Here is a 15745-nt window from a genome sequence, read left to right as displayed (position 1 = left end):
TCCCTCCCCCGTGGGGGAGGGCTGGGGTGGGGGCAGGGATACAAATTCCAAAAACGTATACCTTTGCCTGATTTGGAAAGAGAACTAATAAAAAAACCGCCTGAAGCATTGGGCATTCAGGCGGTTTTTTGATGCGTGGCGAGCGTTTACAGACTTTCCACCAAGATGGCACGTCCTTCAGTCGCGGTAATACGCTGGTCTTTCACCGCCGCATATTCGGGGCTGTCGTACCACGCGCGGGCGGCCGTCATATCGGGAAAACGCAAAATGACCGCGCCATCAATCGGCGCGCCTTCCAGAGATTGATTGGCGCCATTCAATACCAGAATTTCACCGCCGTAAGCCGCCAGCGTCGGTGCGGCCGTTTGCAGATATTGGGCATATTGATTGGCGTCCAGCATTTTGTCACGGATAAAAATCATATAAGCAGACACGGGTATTTCCTTTTCTTTGTTTGTTTGTTTTACAGCGCCGCCATGTCAATTACATAACGGTAGCGCGCTTTTTTCTCAATCACGTCATTCCAGTATTGCCCAATCTGGTTGGGCTTGATGGTCTGAATTTGCGCGGCGATTTTGTGTTCCGCACAGAAATTCAGCACTTCGTTGATTTCTTTCATCGAGCCGGTCAATGAACCGGCGAAATTGACACGGTTCAGCGCGGTCGTCATCGGATTGATGCCATTAACCTTGCTGACATCGCCGACGCCAATAAGGCACATCGTGCCGCCCACTTTCAGCGTGAGCAAAATCGGGTCTATTTCAAATTGGTAGGGCACGGTGGAGAAAACAAAATCCAGTTGGCGGCGGTATTGCGCCATTTTTTCTTCGTCATAATTCACCACTACATCCACCGCGCCAAAGCGTTTGGCATCTTCTGCCTTGTCGGCGGAGGTGGTGAAAACCACGACTTCCGCGCCCAATGCGGTGGCAATTTGCACCGCCATATGGCCGACGCCGCCCAATCCCTGCACGCCAATTTTGCTGCCTTTGCCAATATGCCAATGTTTCAGCGGTGAATATGCGGTGACGGCCGAACAAAGCATCGGGGCAGCCACTTCCAGCGGCAATGCTTCAGGAATGGAAGCTACAAATCGTTCTTTGACGACGATGCGATTGGAATAACCGCCTTGGGTAAAGCCGCCCGGATCGCGCGCTTCCGAAGTCGGATAGCCGTAAGTGAATAGCGCGCCGCCATCGGTGATGCAATATTGTTCCTGCTCGCTCCGGCATTCGGCGCAATGTCCGCAGGAATCGACAAAACAGCCAACGCCGACGCGGTCGCCCACCTTGAAGCGGCTGACGTTTTTGCCGACCGTCGCAACCACGCCGGCAATTTCGTGGCCGGTCACTTGCGGCATCGCCTGCTGTTTGCCCCAAACGCCATGCGCGGTATGCACGTCGCTATGGCAGACGCCGCAATAACGGATTTCAATGGCGACATCGTCATCGCCGACCGGGCGGCGCTGGAAGGTGATTTTGTGCAATTTGCCGGAATAATCGCTGAAGGCATAGCCTTCGGCAGGAATAAGCGTCTTGTAATTCAGGCTGCTATTGCCGCTGGCCGAAGCGGCGCGGTTAATACCGAATGCGCTCATCAAGATGCCGGCAGCCGCCAGACTTTGGACGAGAATGCGACGTTGCGGGCTGATTTCATTCATCGGAAAGACTCCTTATAGGTGGGTGAAAGCGGCGCAGTTTACTGAAATTCCGGCGGCAAATACAGGCAATTATGGTGCGGATAATACGGTCATAAAAAAGGCTACCGTTGCCGGTAGCCTGAATAAATGCCGCCTGCACAATTTTTGCGGACAGTTTTTGTCGCCGGGTATCAATTGCCCTTGGCAGTAAAGTAACTGGCGATGACATTGCCATAGAACGAATGTGCGCCCATGATTTCGGCGAGCTGTTCTCCGGTCGGATTGCGCCAGTCCGCCTGCAATTCGGCGGCAACACCAATCCAGGTCATCGGTTGGGCGCCTGCCTGAATCATGCGCTGTACTGCGGTTTCCTGCACCAGTTGATTCCAGGTGCCGGAAGCATCAATCACGGGATAGACTTCATAGCCTGCTTTCAGCGCAGACAATACGGCAAAGGCAACGCAGACTTCGGTAGAAACGCCTGCAACCAATAATTTTTTGCGCCCTGTTTTTTTCACCGCTTGCGCAAATTCGGCATTGTCAAAGGCGTTAATTTCACCGGGGCGATGAATAACCGGCGCATCCGGCAGTATTTCTTTCAGCCCCGGCAATAGCGGACCGTTCGGGCCATCGGCCTGACTGGTGGTAAACAGGGTCGGCAACTGGTGTATTTTTGCCACTTTCGCCAATGCAAATACATTGTTGCGAAATTCCATCTGGCTCATGTCCGCCACACCATTGCTGATTCCCGTTTGGTGGTCAACCATCAGCAATGCAGTGTTGTCTACGCGCAGGCGGCCATATTCATATTGGGTCATTTTGTTTTTCTCAAAGTTGTTCAAAAAGGGTTTTGCTTTTTCAGCGGGGAGGATTATAGTCATGGCGAAATAATCAAAAACCCGCAAATGCGAAACATCATGTTGCAAATTTGGAACGACTGTCATGAATGAAAAAATTGATTTGAACGATATGCGCCTGTTTGTTGCTGTCGTGCGCGCGGGCAGTTTGAGCAAGGCCAGTGAATTGCTGGGTGTGTCGAAATCGCGCCTGAGCCGTCGCCTGACCGGGCTGGAAAACGCGCTCGGCACCACCTTGCTGGACCGGGGTCGGCGCGGCATATTGCTGAACGAACTGGGCACGCAATTCTTTCAGCAGACGGAGGCGATGTTGCAATGCGCCGAACAGGCCGTTGCGGGTGTGCGGCGCGGGCTGGATGAACCGCGGGCGGTTGCGCATTTCCATTTCTACCGAGATTCTGCGCGATGTGCTTGCACCGCATCTAGGCGATTATTTGCGCCGCTATCCTGCGGTAAATATGGAAGTGCAGACGCAAAATGCGCCGGTCAACATGATTCAAACCGGGATTGATGTCGCTTTCCGCATGGACGATTTGCGCAGTAATGATGTGGTCGCGCGCAAAATCAGGGAATGGCGTTTGGGTTTGTATGCGACTGCGCCCTATCTGACAGAATATCCGCCCATTGTTATCCCTGAAGATTTGGAACAGCATCAATTGCTGCAAAAATATGATGGTCCCGAATGGGTTTTGTACAAAAACCAGCGCCATGTGGTGGTGCATGGCGCAAAGCGGCTACTGAGCAATGATTTTAATCTGCTGGAAAAACTGGTTGAGGCACATCAAGGTATCGCATTGTTGCCCGAATATATGGCCCGGCATGGTATGTGGCAACGCATATTGCCTGACTGGCAGATTGAAAGTGTGCCGCTGCATTTGCTCTATTATAAAAACCGTGGCAGTGTCCCGGTCATCCGCTCTTTTGTCGAATTTGTCTCGACACAGATACAAAAAAGCGCGGACAAATAGCCGCGCTTTTGTTATGGGATGAATCATTCAGGCAAAACGCGCCATCCATTGTTTGAAGGACTGCATGAATTTTTCAATGGTATTGGTGACGTGTTCGCCGACCAGTTCGCCCTGTTCATTCAGGGACTGGTGAATGCTGCCGAAATAGGTTTCGGGTGACGGCATGACTGCGCCATTCAATACGGTAAACGGCGTGCGCAGGGCATGATTCGCCGCCATGCCTCCGGCAAAGGAAGGGGAAACGGTAATAATGGCAATCGCCTTGCCATTCCACGCATTTTCACCCATCGGGCGGGAGCCGACGTCAATCGCGTTTTTCATCGCGGCGGGAATGCTGCGGTTATGCTCCGGGGAAATGAGCAGGATGCCGTCCGCCGCCTTGATTTGTTGGCGCAGGCGCTGGTATGAGGCGGGTGAATCGGCATCCCGGTCCTGGGTATAAAGCGGCAGGTCGCCGATTTCGGTAAAGGTAAAGTGGAACTGGTCGCGGTATTTGTCGGCAATGTATTGTGCGATGGTGCGATTGACGGATTGTTTCGCCAGACTGCCGACGATAATCAAGATGTTTTGCATGATGTTCTCCTGAATAAATGGGGGCGGACAGTTTAAGGCCATTGTGCGCGCAATCAAGTATGAAATGGGCAACGTCAGGTTGTGGCAATGAAACCACCGCTGCTGCTCCGCTTGGACGGATGACGCTTATTGAGCGACGGCGGGGCGCAGCGGGTGGTGCGATTTCAGCAACTGCTGGAAGCGCATTTCGCGCAGGAAAAAAGCGTGGCGTTTTATGCGGCCACGCTCGGCTGCACGGAAAAAACCCTGAGCCGCGACGCCTCACGCTGCTGGGAAAGTCCGCCAAGACGCTGATTGGCGAACGGATTTTGCTGGAAGCGCAGCGCTTCCTCACTTACGGTAATGATGCGGTGAACCAGATTGGCTATCGCCTCGGCTTTGGCGAACCCACCAATTTCGTCAAATTCTTCAAAAAGCAGACCGCATTAACCCCGCAGCAGTTTCGCGAACGGGAGCGGTCAGTATGAAATATGAAAAAGCCGCCTGCATTACTGCAAGCGGCTTTTTTATTCCCGTATTGATTAAGCGTGCCGTATCGGTGCGGGACTGATGGGCATTTTGCGTAATACCCGGTAATGCCAAATGGCGATTATGGTGCAGGCGATACCCAAAAGATAAAACAGCGGGCGCGAGAAGAAATCGCCTGCGCCGGTGGTGTATTGCCCCAAGCCGGACGGAAGGAAGGTGGCAATAGTGCCAAGGACAATAAAGAATGCCAGCCCCAATGAATGTTTATAACGCACCCGTTTTTGCATGGTCAGCAGTGCGGGGCTGATGGCCATCATCACATTGGTGGAGATAAAGACGATGAGCATCAGTTTGTCATTGGTAAATGTGCGCACGGTACACATCAGGACAAAGCAGAACAGGGTCATGCCGACCACCCACGCCGTTGCCTGCCGTTCGGTTACGGGCTGGTCGTAATATTTGCCAAAGGCTTCTTGCCGCTCGTATTTGACGGTAATGTAGAGCGAGTAGATTTCAAAGAGATTGAAGGCAACCATACCCATCCACATGAATTGATAGACAACGGAATCGTATTCAAAAAACCATTGCTTGAACAGCAGTACAAAGAGAAAATCATGTGCGAGGTAATAAGTGTGCATATGCACCGGAAAGGGCGAAGTGCCATTGCGCCGGGTCATGATGGCGCAGTAAATATATTCGATAAAGCCAAAGCCCATGCCGATTGCCATTACGGGTATCATCACTTCGGGATGCTGGATGACCTTTTCGACGAATGCGTCAGCGTTATAACTGGTGGGATACATTTATGGTTCCTGATTGGATAAAAATGTGGTTCAGTATTTATTGTATGAGACAACGGCTATTTTCATAATTTGTCTGCTAAGCTGTCCACCATTTCCCGCGCGACCGCATCCACGGTGACGGGCTTGAAGTTTTTGATAAACAATCCGAGAAATTTGAAGAGTGGTACCAGTTTCGCCAGCGTATCGCTGCGGCCATTGCCATAGACAATCGTCGGCACAACCACCACGGTGGGAATGCCGCTGTCTTTCAGCATTTGCGCCAGCCGTGCCTTGCCTTCCACAAAAGATTTCGGGCCGAGGATGCTGCCGATAAATCCCATCGCTTTCACTTTTTTCGCTTGTGCAATTTGCAGCATGACTTTTCAACGAGACCACAGCAATTGCTGAATCTGTCTCACAACCCCATGCAACCGCACGCCGTTTATCCCGCCGCCCGCGCGGCGTACCATGCGCCGCTCATTCACCATACGGAGCAACACATGAACCCCGTCAAACAACAAGTCATCGTCCTCGTCGGATCTGGCGCCATCGGCCAGGCCATCGTCCGCCGCGTCGGCATGGGCAAACAAATCCTGCTCGCCGATCTGCGCGAAGAAAACGCCCGCGCCGCCGCCGATACCCTGCGCCTGGTGGGCTACCAGACGCATACCGCCGCGGTCAATATCGCCGAACGCGCCTCCATTGCCGCGCTGGTCGCCCGTGCGCAGGCGCTCGGCGACGTCCATGCCGTCATCAACGCCGCCGGAGTCTCGCCCTCGCAAGCCGCGCCGCAAACCATCTTCGCCGTCGATCTGGTCGGTACCGCGCTCTTGCTCGAAGCCTTTGGCGAGGTCATCGCGCCGGGCGGCAACGGCATCGTCATCTCCTCGCAGTCCGGCTTCCGCCTCGGCAATTTGAGCGAGGCCGACCAGCGTGCACTCGCCACCCTGCCGCCGGAGCAACTGGCGGAACTGCCGCTGGTCAAAAACGAGACCGACTCGCTGCGCGCCTACCAAATCTCCAAGCGCGGCAATGCCTTGCGCGTCGCCGCCGAAGCGGTGCGCTGGGGCAAACGCGGCGCGCGGCTGAACTGCATCAGCCCCGGCATCGTCTTCACCCCGCTTGCCAACGACGAACTGAACGGCGAACGCAAGGATTTCTACCGCAAAATGCTCGCCGAACTGCCCGCCGGACGCGGTGGCACCCCGGACGAAATCGGTGCGCTGGCAGAATTTATTATGGGCGGCAATGGCGGCTATATCAGCGGCAGCGATTTTCTGATTGATGGCGGCGCGACAGCCCATTATTTTTTCGGCACGCCATAAAACTTTATCCCGCCATTTGCGGCGGGATTTTTGTCATTCAGAAAATAGCGCAATTTTGCAAATGGCGTTTGGTGCGAAATACCCGCAAAAAAACCATTCGGAGATTTATTAAAAGACCGGGCAGCCGCCCGGTCTAAAACATTCCCCCTACCCTTTCGCTCTTAATTCCGCAATTGCCTCATTGGCAAGCTGGTCGGCCATTTCATTGCCGGGGTGGCCGCTATGCCCTTTTATCCATTGCCACTCAATTTGATGCTGCCCCACCAGCGCGTCCAGCTCTTGCCACAGGTCCACGTTCTTCACCGCCTTTTTGTCGGCAGTTTTCCAGCCGTTGCGTTTCCAGCCGGAAAGCCATTGGGTAATGCCGTTTTTGACGTAATTGCTGTCGGTGGTCAGCACAATCGGGCAAGGCCGCTTGACCGCCCGCAGCGCGGCAATCGCCGCCGTCAGCTCCATGCGGTTGTTGGTGGTCATCGCCTCGGCGCCGTTCAGTGTCTTGCGCTGGTCGCCGTAACACATCAGCACGCCCCAGCCGCCGATGCCGGGATTGCCCTTGCAGGCGCCGTCGGTATAGATGAGCAGCGGCGTGGTCATAGCGTCTCCGCGATGGCTTCGCCCATGCGGATTTTTGCTTCCCGCTCCAATACATCACGCTTCCAGCCGACGACGTCTTTTTCAAAAAAGAGAATTACGGTGGAGCCGAGGTTGAAGCGGCCAATTTCCGCGCCTTTGGCAAAGGCGCGGTTTTCCGTGCTGTAGTCGTAAAGGTTGCGGCTGCCGCGATCGATGAGTTCGCCCTGCCACACGGTTTCGATACTGCTGACATTGAGCGCGCCAACCATCACCAGCGCCATTTTGCCAAACGGCGTCTCGAACAGGCAGACCGCGCGCTCATTGCTGCTAAAGATACCGGGAATGCGGTCAAGCAGCGGCAGCGACACGCTGTGTTTGTCGCCGGGACAGAAGCGCAGCGCGAGCAGGCGGCCATCGCAGGGCATATGAATGCGGTGGTAATCGTCCGGGGCAAGATACAGCGTCGCCGTGCTGCCACCGGCGAAAGCGTCCGCCCATTCATCGCTACCGAGCAGGGTGGCGAGGCGGTACGGCAGGCCTTTCGCTTGCAGCGTCATGCCGTCCTGCACCGTGCCGTAATGGGCGCAGCGGCCATCGACCGGGCTGACAATGGCGGCGTTGTCGCCATCTATCGGGCGGGCGCCGTCCGCCAGCGCGCGGGTGAAGAAATCATTGAGCGTCGCGTAGGCGTAGGGATTTTTCTCGGCGGCAAAATCGGTATTGGCGCCGGTCGCTTTCATATAGGCGCGGATGATGGTGTTTTTGACCAAGCGCGATTTGACCCGCGCGAGGCGATACATCAGCGCGCTCGACAAATGGCGGGGAATCAAGGTGTAAAGGTGGATATTCATGGTGGTTTCTTCCCGTAACGAACGGCGCGCAGTGTAGCGGCAAAGTGGCGGGTGCGCCATGCCGCCGCTGCTAGAATGCCGCCTTTCACTTCAGGGAGAACATCATGGCACCCCGCAATGACGACATGAGCAGCGTGCTGGCGCTGCTGGAAATCCTGCGCCGAATGCCCAAAGTCGGCGCCATCAGCACGAAAGACATACAAAACCATCTGGCTGATGCGGGCTACAACCTCAGCGATCGCACCGTACAGCGCTACATGAATTTGCTTAGCGAACACTTCGACATCAAGCGCGACGAACGCAGCAAACCTTATGGCTACCGCTGGGAAAGCTACGCGCGCGGCCTCGAAATCCCCATCCTCAACGAACAGGAATCGCTGCTGCTGATGCTCGCCAAGGCGCAGCTCGAACACCTGCTACCGCCCAACGTCATGGCGAGCGTACAGCCCTTCTTCGCGCAGGCCGAGCGCAAACTCGTCTATGAGGCCGAAGGCAAGCCCGAACGCGAATGGCTCGGCAAAATCGCCGTCGTCCCCACCAGCCAGCCGCTATTGCCGCCGCCGACAGACAAAAACGTGCTGGACACCATTGGCCGCGCCCTCTACCAAAACCGCTGGCTCGACATCTACTACCGCAACCAGGCGGGCCGCGAACACGACAGGCGCGTCATGCCGCTGGCGCTGGTACAACAGGGCAGCGTGCTCTACCTCGTCGTCCAGTACGACGGCTACGAAGACAAACGCCACCTCGCCGTGCACCGCATCCGGCAGGCGCGCATCAGCACCATGACCTTCCAGCGCCCGCCGTTTGACCTCGCCGCCTACTGCAATGAAGCCCGCTTCGGCTACGGCGACGGCAGCAAAATCCGCCTCACCTTCAGCATCCGCCACGGCGCCGGCTACCACCTCACCGAAACAAAACTCGCGGAAAACCAGATTATTCTCGAAGAAGACCAGGAGCATTACCGCATTCAGGCGGAGCTGGTGGACAGCGACCTGCTCGACAAATGGCTGCTCGGCTTCGGCGATGACATTTGGGACATTGAAAAAATCCCACTGTAAACGCAGCGACACCAGCTGACGCATAGCGGTTCTATAATCGCTTCTGCCAACCCACAACGTTTAGGAGAACGTCATGACAACACCCCCAGAAAATGAGCTGCTGCATAAAGTCGCCATTGAACTTGAAGCGCTTGCAAAAGCCAGAGCGCACTACAGCCCGCAACTCGCCCCCGATTTCAGCGTCTTTGATTACGTCGATACCTCGGAGCTGGGCTTGAGCCGAATATTGGGAGACTTGCTCAATCCCGGAGGAAAGCATGGCCAAAAAGATCTGTTTCTGCGCTGTTTTATAGAAAGATGCCTACCGAACCTCGATGATAATGGCTGGCAGGAATTCAAGGATAATTTGTCTAAAACCAAAATCAAACTTGAAGAAAGAACCTGGGCAATACACTCCTATCGACGGATGGATATTTATCTGTCGCAATCCGCAAAATTTGGCATCTGTATCGAAAACAAGCCGTATGCTATTGATCAAAAACAGCAACTTGCTGATTATGCGATGGAACTGGAGACCAGACGGTTGCAGAAATTTCATCTGGTCTATCTGAATGAAAAAGGAGTACCTCACCAAGACAGCCTGGATGAAACGAAAAAGAAAGAAATGGAAGCAAACAAACAGATTAGCTATGTAAAATACACCGAATTAGCCAAATGTCTGGAGTATTGTGTAGAAAATATTCCAAACACGGACGTTTCTGACTTTGTCAGAAAACTTATACTCTTTATCAATAAGCAATTTAACGGGGTTAACAACATGAACGAACAACAAACCATACAAGATCTCATAATGGAAGAACCAAATAATATCAAAGCGGCAATAAATATCTCTACCCAATGGAAGGAAAAGAAAAAACAGCTAATAGAAAAATTGTTTAATGACCTTAAACGGCGTGCAGCCAACACCTATAATGTTGAAGCCACATTCGACAAATCCCTGACGGGCGGAAGACGGTATGAAGGCTTCTATTTTACTCAAGCCAACAATAAAGAATATTCTGTCAAATTAGAATTTTATGATTATGGATTTAACAAGCCCGCGCTAGGCGTATATTTTTCCAATCCTGTAAAAAATCCAAGCGAGAATATAAACTTCGAGAATATCAGAAAGCGCTTTGAAGATGGGAGTTTTAACACCGCTTGTCAGTTGGTATGTCCGGATACCGGTCATTGGCCAGTATGGTATTGGTTTCAGCATAAAGGCGAACAATCTGATGATGGCTGTGACTGGCAAAATGATGCAGACATTTGGTTAATGATTCAAAATGACAAAATTGCGGAAAAAATCGTTAAGGAAGTCGATGCGCTATATCAGCATTTGGAAAACGCCGAAAGCGCACCTAAATGAGCCGCAGCAAGGCGCTGCTTACAACCCAAACCGCAGCAACGCACCATACCATTTACATACACATGAGCGCTCCATGTGTATGTAAATATGAGTTTGCAAGGCACCGTGTACATCGTGAGTTCACCCTGCTACGGGTAAGGAATTCTCATATGGCAAACAGCCCTTGAAAGATACCCAACCTTTTAGCCTAAACCCCGACAGCCGCCTTTCATCAGGCGGCTTTTTTCATGCGACACAAACTGACGTTACCCCCTGCATAATGCACCCCGAACCTTACCGTTCATCACCCTTTCAAGGAGAACATTATGCAAACTGATACCACAACGACAACCGAAACCAACTGGCGTCTTGAGCCTTCTACCCTGAGCCTGTACGCGGAAAAACTGATTATCCGCATGATTCTGCGACACGACGGTCTGAAAAGCACTTTTAGGCCAAATTACTGGGATGAAGATGTCGCCCTGCCGCTGGGGCTGCCCGAAGAACTACAGGGTGAACCCGATATGCAGCAAATCGTTCGTACCCTGCTGGAGGCGCGCTGGCAAGAAATCCGGCATAAAGAGGAAGATGAAACCTCTTTTTTCACCCAGGCCGAGAAAAATATTGCCTTTATCGCGGCACGGCTCAGCTTTAACGAAACCGAAATTGCCCTGTTCCGTCTCGCTGTTTATTTGCATGATGAAAAGGCATTGCGTGAGCTTTGTAACAATTACAATATGCGTGATTTTCATCGCTGCTATCATTTTATGGCGGACATTCTCGACTTGCCACCCAAGAATGTTTTTCACGCCTTAAAGAACAAGGCAAAATTGTATAAATATGAACTTATTGAAGAGAGGAGTCGCGGTTGTTTCAATATAAGGAATTACCTCGAATGGGGCGATGCGCTGGAATTTGAGCAATTCATGCACGAGCCTTTAACCGAGCAAAGCTGGCTAAACACTTGCGCCAATAGCAGTACGCCGCCCTCGCTGCAATGGGATGATTTCTCACACATCACCTTCCTGCGTGACAGCGCCCTGCGTTATTTGCAGCATATGCGCGATAGCGGGCAACCCGGCGCCAATATTCTGCTTTACGGCAAACCCGGTACAGGCAAAAGCGAATTTGCCGCTTTGCTTGCCGAAAAAGCCGCCGTTCATCCCTACGCCATACTTAGCCAGGATGAAGATGGCGACTGCATTGATGGCAAAGCACGACTGGTGAAATTTCGTGTTGCGCAAACATTATTGGCAGCGCAGCGTTCTTTGCTGATTTTTGATGAGGTTGAAGACGTTTTTTCCAGTAGCGCATTTCAGCGTTCTGTCGCCGGTTCGCACAAAGCCTGGATCAATGATTTTCTGAGCAACAACCCCGTCCCTACCATCTGGATCAGCAATGATGTTTCCTGCATGGATCGGGCGGCGATTCGCCGTTTTGATCTGGTGATTGAAATGCCGGATTTGCCACGGGAGAAGAAAGCACGTTTATTGGAAACGGCAAGTGCGGGGCGACTGTCAGCGGATTATATCCAGCATTTTTCGCGGCAGCCGCAATTATTGCCCGCTGTGATTGAACGCGGGCTGAAAGTCGCCAGTATTGTCTGCGGTGACAATTCGGATTTTGGCGGGCAGGCGCTGCATATCTTCAACCAAACCTTGCAGGCGCAGCGGCATAAAACGATTGGCAAATTGCCTGCGGCAAAGGCGGCCTATTCTTTGCAATGGGTAAATTGCGACAGCGATTTGGCGGCTATCAGCGCAGGATTGATTGCCCGTCCGCAGGGGCGTATTTGTTGTTATGGCGCGCCGGGGACGGGTAAATCTGCCTGGGCGCAATGGATTGCCGAGCAGGCGGGATTACCGGTATCGCTGTGCAAGGGTTCGGATTTGTTGGACAAGTATGTGGGCGGCACGGAGGAAAATATTGCCGCCGCTTTTCGCCGCGCCGATACGCTTGGCGAGGCACTGATTATTGATGAGGCGGATTCGTTTCTTTTTGCCCGGCAAGGGGCGGAACGCAGTTGGGAGCGCAGTATGGTCAATGAAATGCTGACGCAAATAGAGCAATTCGACGGCCTGCTGGTAATTACCACCAATTTAATGGATGAGCTCGATCCCGCCGTTCTACGCCGTTTTGATTTGAAGCTGAAATTTGACTGGCTCACCGCTGGGCAAGCCGCCGCACTCGCCGCTGAGCATTTATCGCTATTGCATTTGCCGCCCCTGGATGCGGCACAACAGACGCGTTTGCAACAATTAACTTCGCTTGCGCCCGGCGATTTCGCCGCCATTGCCCGCCGCCACCGTTTTGCGCCATTTGTGAATGCAGCGGAATGGTTGCAGACGTTAATGGAGGAATGTCAGTTAAAGGCACCGCATCTGCAAAAACGGCGTATCGGTTTTTAAGAAAATCATCACCGGGTTACAATGACGTTTTCTATTTTGCAGGGAATCATTCATGCAACTCCAATTCCTCGGTACGGGCGCCGGAATGCCCAGCAAATCACGCAATGTTTCCGCGCTGGCGCTTAATCTCGACAGCCCGGCAGCGCAAACCTGGCTTTTTGATTGCGGCGAGGCGACGCAGCACACTATTTTGCATACCACCGTTCGCCCCGGCCGTATTCGCCGCATTTTTATCACCCACCTGCACGGCGATCATATTTTTGGCCTGCCCGGCCTGCTTTCCAGCCGGGGGATGATGGGCAATGACACGCCGATTGATCTCTACGGCCCGGCAGGCATCCGCCGTTTTCTGGAAACGGCGCTGGCGGTTTCCGCCAGTTTCCTGCCTTATCCGTTGCACATTCATGAGTTTGCCGAAGCCGGCACGGTGCATGAAGACGAGCTTTACGGCGTCAGCGCACGTCCGCTCATGCACGGCGTGGCGAGTTTCGCCTATGTGATTCGCGAGGCGGTGCAGCCCGGCGCGCTTGATGTCGCCCGCCTGCGCGCCGAGGGCGTCCCCGCCGGGCCGCTGTATGCGCGGCTGAAAAACGGCGAGACCATCACCCTCGGCGATGGTCGCGTGCTGCACGGCGCCGATTACTGCGCGCCCGCCCGCGCCGAACGCCGTGTGGTGATTTTTGGCGATACCTGCCACGATGACGCGCACGCCGATTTTTGCCGCGATGCCGACCTCATCGTGCATGAGGCGACGTTTGCCGGGGGCGAGGAAGCGCTCGCCGCACGCCACGGACACAGCACCGCCGACGAAGCCGCCCGCCTCGCCCGCGATGCCGGGGCGAAACGGCTCTACCTGACCCACATCAGCGCCCGCTACGATGCGGCGGAAACGGCGGCGTTGCTCGCCCGCGCCCGCAAGATTTTCCCCGCGACCGAACTCGCACATGACCGCCTGGTGGTGGATGTACCACGGACGGCACGCGGCGCGGGTTAGGTCGCCGAATTTGAATCGGCGTATCATCGCCAAGTGTCAAACAAACAGTCTTCCAGCCAGCCCCCCAAATGACCGCCAAAAAAATCCTCCTCCGCATCATTGAGTTCATCGCCGCCCTCTACCTGCTGACGCTAACTGCGCTCTATTGCCTGCAAGAGCGGCTGCTGTTCCACCCTGCCCCGCTTGCGCCAAATCACAGCTTCCACTTCGCCGCGCCGTTTGCCGAAATCCGCCTGCCCGCCGACGGCGCCACCCTGCACGGCCTCTATTTCCCCGCCACGCCGCCCGTCAAAGGTCGCCTCCTCTTTTACCACGGCAACACCGGCTCGCTGGACGACTGGGGCGGGGTCGCCGCCCGCTTCGCCGCGCTTGGTTACGACAGCTACGCCTTCGACTACCGCGGCTACGGCAAAAGCGACGGGCGCATCGAAAGTGAAGCGCAGCTCAACGCCGATGCCGACCGCATGGCGGCATACGTCCAACAACAGGGCGATGGTCGCTTTGCCGTCGTCGGCTACTCGCTCGGCAGCGGACTAGCGGCGCGCGCCGCGCAAAAATACCGCGCCGACACCCTGCTGCTCGCTGCCCCCTACGAACGCCTCGACCAGCTCCAGCAGGAAAAAGTCCCCTTCGTGCCGCACTTCCTGCTCAAATACCACCTCCCCACCGCCGCATACCTCGCCGACGCCCACAGCCAAATCACCCTGATTCACGGCCGCCAGGACACCCTCATCCCGCCCGTACACAGCCGCCGCCTCGCCGCACAACTCAAACCCGGCGATGCCGCCTTTGAGACCGACGCCGCACACGGCAACCTCCTCGCCGACCCGCAATTCTGGCAGATTGCGACAGCGCAGCTGACGGCGCCTGACCAAATTGACAGCCCGCCGCCGCGCAACCCCGTTACAATCACTCCCGTCCCCAGTCAATAAACAAGGAGCATCCCGATGAACAAAACCCTCATTGCCCTCGCCTGCCTCGCGGCCTTCACCCTCACCGAACCCGCCCTCGCGCAAGCCACCATCAGCAGCGGCAAGGCCACCATCAACCGTGCCAAAGGCGCGAAAAAAACCGTGCGCAAAAAAGCCGTCGCCAAAAAACCCGCCGCGGCCGCCGCGCAAAACAACACCGACGACGTACAGCACATCGAAGGCCGCATCAGCGGCGAACAAACCGCCGACTACCCGATCAACCTGCAAGAAGGGCAAACACTTGCCGTCAAACTCGCCACGCCGCACACCAGCACCCACTACCTGCTGATGCCGCCCGAAGGCGACGAAGTGCTGCACAACAGCGCGCTCGACGGCGCTGAATACAAAGGCACCACCAAGCAGGGTGGCAAATACCGCGTCCAGGTCTATATGCTGCAATCGGCGGCCAAACGCGGTGAAACCGCGCCATACAGCCTCACCATCACCACCGGCAAGGCCGCGCCCAAAGCCGCCACCGTAGTCCCGCCACCGGCGGACAACCGCAACATTGACGGCCATATCAGCGGCAGCGAAACCCGCGAATACCCGGTGAACATCAAACAGGGACAGGCGATCAATGTCCTGCTCAGCAGCGCCAACAAAAACACCCACTTCAACCTGCTGCCGCCGAAAGGCGAAGAAGCCGTGCATAACGGCACCGTGGGCGGCAACCAGTACACCGGCGTCGCCAAACACAGCGGCGAATACCGCGTGCGCGTTTACCTGCTTGACGCCGCCGCCAAGCGCAACGAAACCGCCAAATACAACCTGAAAATCAGCACGGGACAATAAGAACCTGTTTAGAGTCTGCGGGTAAAAGCGAAATTCCCCCTCCCTCGCAGGGCGAAGCCCGCAGCGGGGGAGGGCCGGGGTGGGGGTAGCGATATTATCGACAAACCGAAATTCTGCTTTTTCAATTATTTGCTGCCCTCACCCCAGCCCTCTCTC

General features: G+C 54.9%; 17 protein-coding genes and 1 pseudogene. 10 read left to right on the top strand and 8 right to left on the bottom strand.

Annotation, left to right across the window (positions count from 1 at the left end):
- Nucleotides 1-146: 146 nt before the first annotated feature.
- The 3 genes from Q0349_RS13505 to Q0349_RS13495 all read right to left on the bottom strand — a co-directional run bounded on the left by Q0349_RS13505 (nucleotide 147) and on the right by Q0349_RS13495 (nucleotide 2652).
- Nucleotides 147-434: a DUF1330 domain-containing protein gene (locus Q0349_RS13505; RefSeq protein WP_298081538.1), complete on the bottom strand. Its 288-nt coding sequence runs from the start codon at nucleotides 432-434 to the stop codon at nucleotides 147-149.
- A gap of 29 nt (nucleotides 435-463) precedes the next feature.
- Nucleotides 464-1660, bottom strand: coding sequence for an NAD(P)-dependent alcohol dehydrogenase (locus Q0349_RS13500; protein WP_298081537.1), 1197 nt, complete (start codon nucleotides 1658-1660; stop codon nucleotides 464-466).
- 170 nt (nucleotides 1661-1830) lie between these two features.
- Nucleotides 1831-2652 (bottom strand): hydrolase, encoded by an 822-nt coding sequence (locus Q0349_RS13495; RefSeq protein ID WP_298081536.1) that lies wholly within the window; start codon nucleotides 2650-2652, stop codon nucleotides 1831-1833.
- On the opposite strand from Q0349_RS13495, the pseudogene Q0349_RS14175 reads away from it, so the two are divergent.
- Nucleotides 2609-2716 (top strand): annotated as a pseudogene (locus Q0349_RS14175) (LysR family transcriptional regulator); the annotation flags it as partial. The gene Q0349_RS13495 and the pseudogene Q0349_RS14175 overlap by 44 nt on opposite strands.
- 136 nt (nucleotides 2717-2852) lie before the next feature.
- Nucleotides 2853-3464 carry a substrate binding domain-containing protein gene (locus Q0349_RS13485; RefSeq protein WP_298081534.1) on the top strand — a complete coding sequence of 204 codons (612 nt, stop codon included), beginning with the start codon at nucleotides 2853-2855 and terminating at the stop codon, nucleotides 3462-3464.
- A gap of 27 nt (nucleotides 3465-3491) precedes the next feature.
- Here Q0349_RS13485 and Q0349_RS13480 read toward each other — a convergent pair whose 3' ends face one another.
- A complete protein-coding gene (locus tag Q0349_RS13480; protein WP_298081533.1) occupies nucleotides 3492-4037 on the bottom strand; it encodes an NAD(P)H-dependent oxidoreductase in 546 nt (181 codons plus the stop codon).
- Nucleotides 4038-4096: 59 nt separating this feature from the next.
- Here Q0349_RS13480 and Q0349_RS13475 point away from each other — a divergent pair, with 59 nt between their 5' ends.
- Nucleotides 4097-4504 (top strand): helix-turn-helix domain-containing protein, encoded by a 408-nt coding sequence (locus Q0349_RS13475; RefSeq protein WP_298081532.1) that lies wholly within the window; start codon nucleotides 4097-4099, stop codon nucleotides 4502-4504.
- 54 nt (nucleotides 4505-4558) lie between these two features.
- On the opposite strand, the gene Q0349_RS13470 is transcribed toward Q0349_RS13475, so the two are convergent.
- Both Q0349_RS13470 and Q0349_RS13465 read right to left on the bottom strand, forming a co-directional pair.
- Complete coding sequence (locus tag Q0349_RS13470; RefSeq protein ID WP_298081531.1) at nucleotides 4559-5308, bottom strand: hypothetical protein; 750 nt, start codon at nucleotides 5306-5308, stop codon at nucleotides 4559-4561.
- A gap of 62 nt (nucleotides 5309-5370) precedes the next feature.
- Entirely contained in the window at nucleotides 5371-5664 is a 294-nt protein-coding gene (locus Q0349_RS13465; RefSeq protein WP_298081530.1) for a hypothetical protein, read from the bottom strand.
- Between the two features lie 123 nt (nucleotides 5665-5787).
- Between Q0349_RS13465 and Q0349_RS13460 the strand changes: the two genes are divergently transcribed.
- Nucleotides 5788-6612 carry an SDR family oxidoreductase gene (locus tag Q0349_RS13460; protein ID WP_298081529.1) on the top strand — a complete coding sequence of 275 codons (825 nt, stop codon included), beginning with the start codon at nucleotides 5788-5790 and terminating at the stop codon, nucleotides 6610-6612.
- A 147-nt stretch (nucleotides 6613-6759) separates the two neighbouring features.
- Here the strand turns inward: Q0349_RS13460 and rnhA are convergent, their stop codons facing one another.
- Both rnhA and asd read right to left on the bottom strand, forming a co-directional pair.
- On the bottom strand, nucleotides 6760-7206 hold the full coding sequence (rnhA, locus tag Q0349_RS13455; RefSeq protein ID WP_298081528.1) for a ribonuclease HI: 447 nt from the start codon (nucleotides 7204-7206) through the stop codon (nucleotides 6760-6762).
- The gene (gene asd, locus Q0349_RS13450; RefSeq protein ID WP_298081527.1) at nucleotides 7203-8036 is read right to left on the bottom strand and encodes an archaetidylserine decarboxylase; all 834 of its coding nucleotides are present in this window, start codon (nucleotides 8034-8036) and stop codon (nucleotides 7203-7205) included. The genes rnhA and asd overlap by 4 nt, the downstream gene beginning before the upstream one ends.
- Before the next feature lie 104 nt (nucleotides 8037-8140).
- Here asd and Q0349_RS13445 point away from each other — a divergent pair, with 104 nt between their 5' ends.
- From Q0349_RS13445 to Q0349_RS13420, 6 genes are all read left to right on the top strand, one after another.
- Entirely contained in the window at nucleotides 8141-9097 is a 957-nt protein-coding gene (locus Q0349_RS13445; RefSeq protein WP_298081526.1) for a WYL domain-containing protein, read from the top strand.
- A 73-nt stretch (nucleotides 9098-9170) separates the two neighbouring features.
- The gene (locus tag Q0349_RS13440) at nucleotides 9171-10445 is read left to right on the top strand and encodes a PD-(D/E)XK nuclease family protein (RefSeq protein ID WP_298081525.1); all 1275 of its coding nucleotides are present in this window, start codon (nucleotides 9171-9173) and stop codon (nucleotides 10443-10445) included.
- 305 nt (nucleotides 10446-10750) lie between these two features.
- On the top strand, nucleotides 10751-12832 hold the full coding sequence (locus Q0349_RS13435; protein WP_298081524.1) for an AAA family ATPase: 2082 nt from the start codon (nucleotides 10751-10753) through the stop codon (nucleotides 12830-12832).
- A 52-nt stretch (nucleotides 12833-12884) separates the two neighbouring features.
- On the top strand, nucleotides 12885-13826 hold the full coding sequence (gene rnz / locus Q0349_RS13430) for a ribonuclease Z (RefSeq protein ID WP_298081523.1): 942 nt from the start codon (nucleotides 12885-12887) through the stop codon (nucleotides 13824-13826).
- 68 nt (nucleotides 13827-13894) lie between these two features.
- Nucleotides 13895-14758: an alpha/beta fold hydrolase gene (locus Q0349_RS13425; protein WP_298081522.1), complete on the top strand. Its 864-nt coding sequence runs from the start codon at nucleotides 13895-13897 to the stop codon at nucleotides 14756-14758.
- Nucleotides 14759-14773: 15 nt separating this feature from the next.
- On the top strand, nucleotides 14774-15589 hold the full coding sequence (locus Q0349_RS13420; protein WP_298081521.1) for a hypothetical protein: 816 nt from the start codon (nucleotides 14774-14776) through the stop codon (nucleotides 15587-15589).
- Nucleotides 15590-15745 lie beyond the last annotated feature (156 nt).

The sequence above is a fragment of the uncultured Cardiobacterium sp. genome, assembly GCF_938028185.1.
GTDB lineage: Bacteria > Pseudomonadota > Gammaproteobacteria > Cardiobacteriales > Cardiobacteriaceae > Cardiobacterium.
The sequence above is the reverse complement of the archived record's forward strand: the minus strand, read 5'-3'. Positions and strand labels throughout refer to the sequence as shown.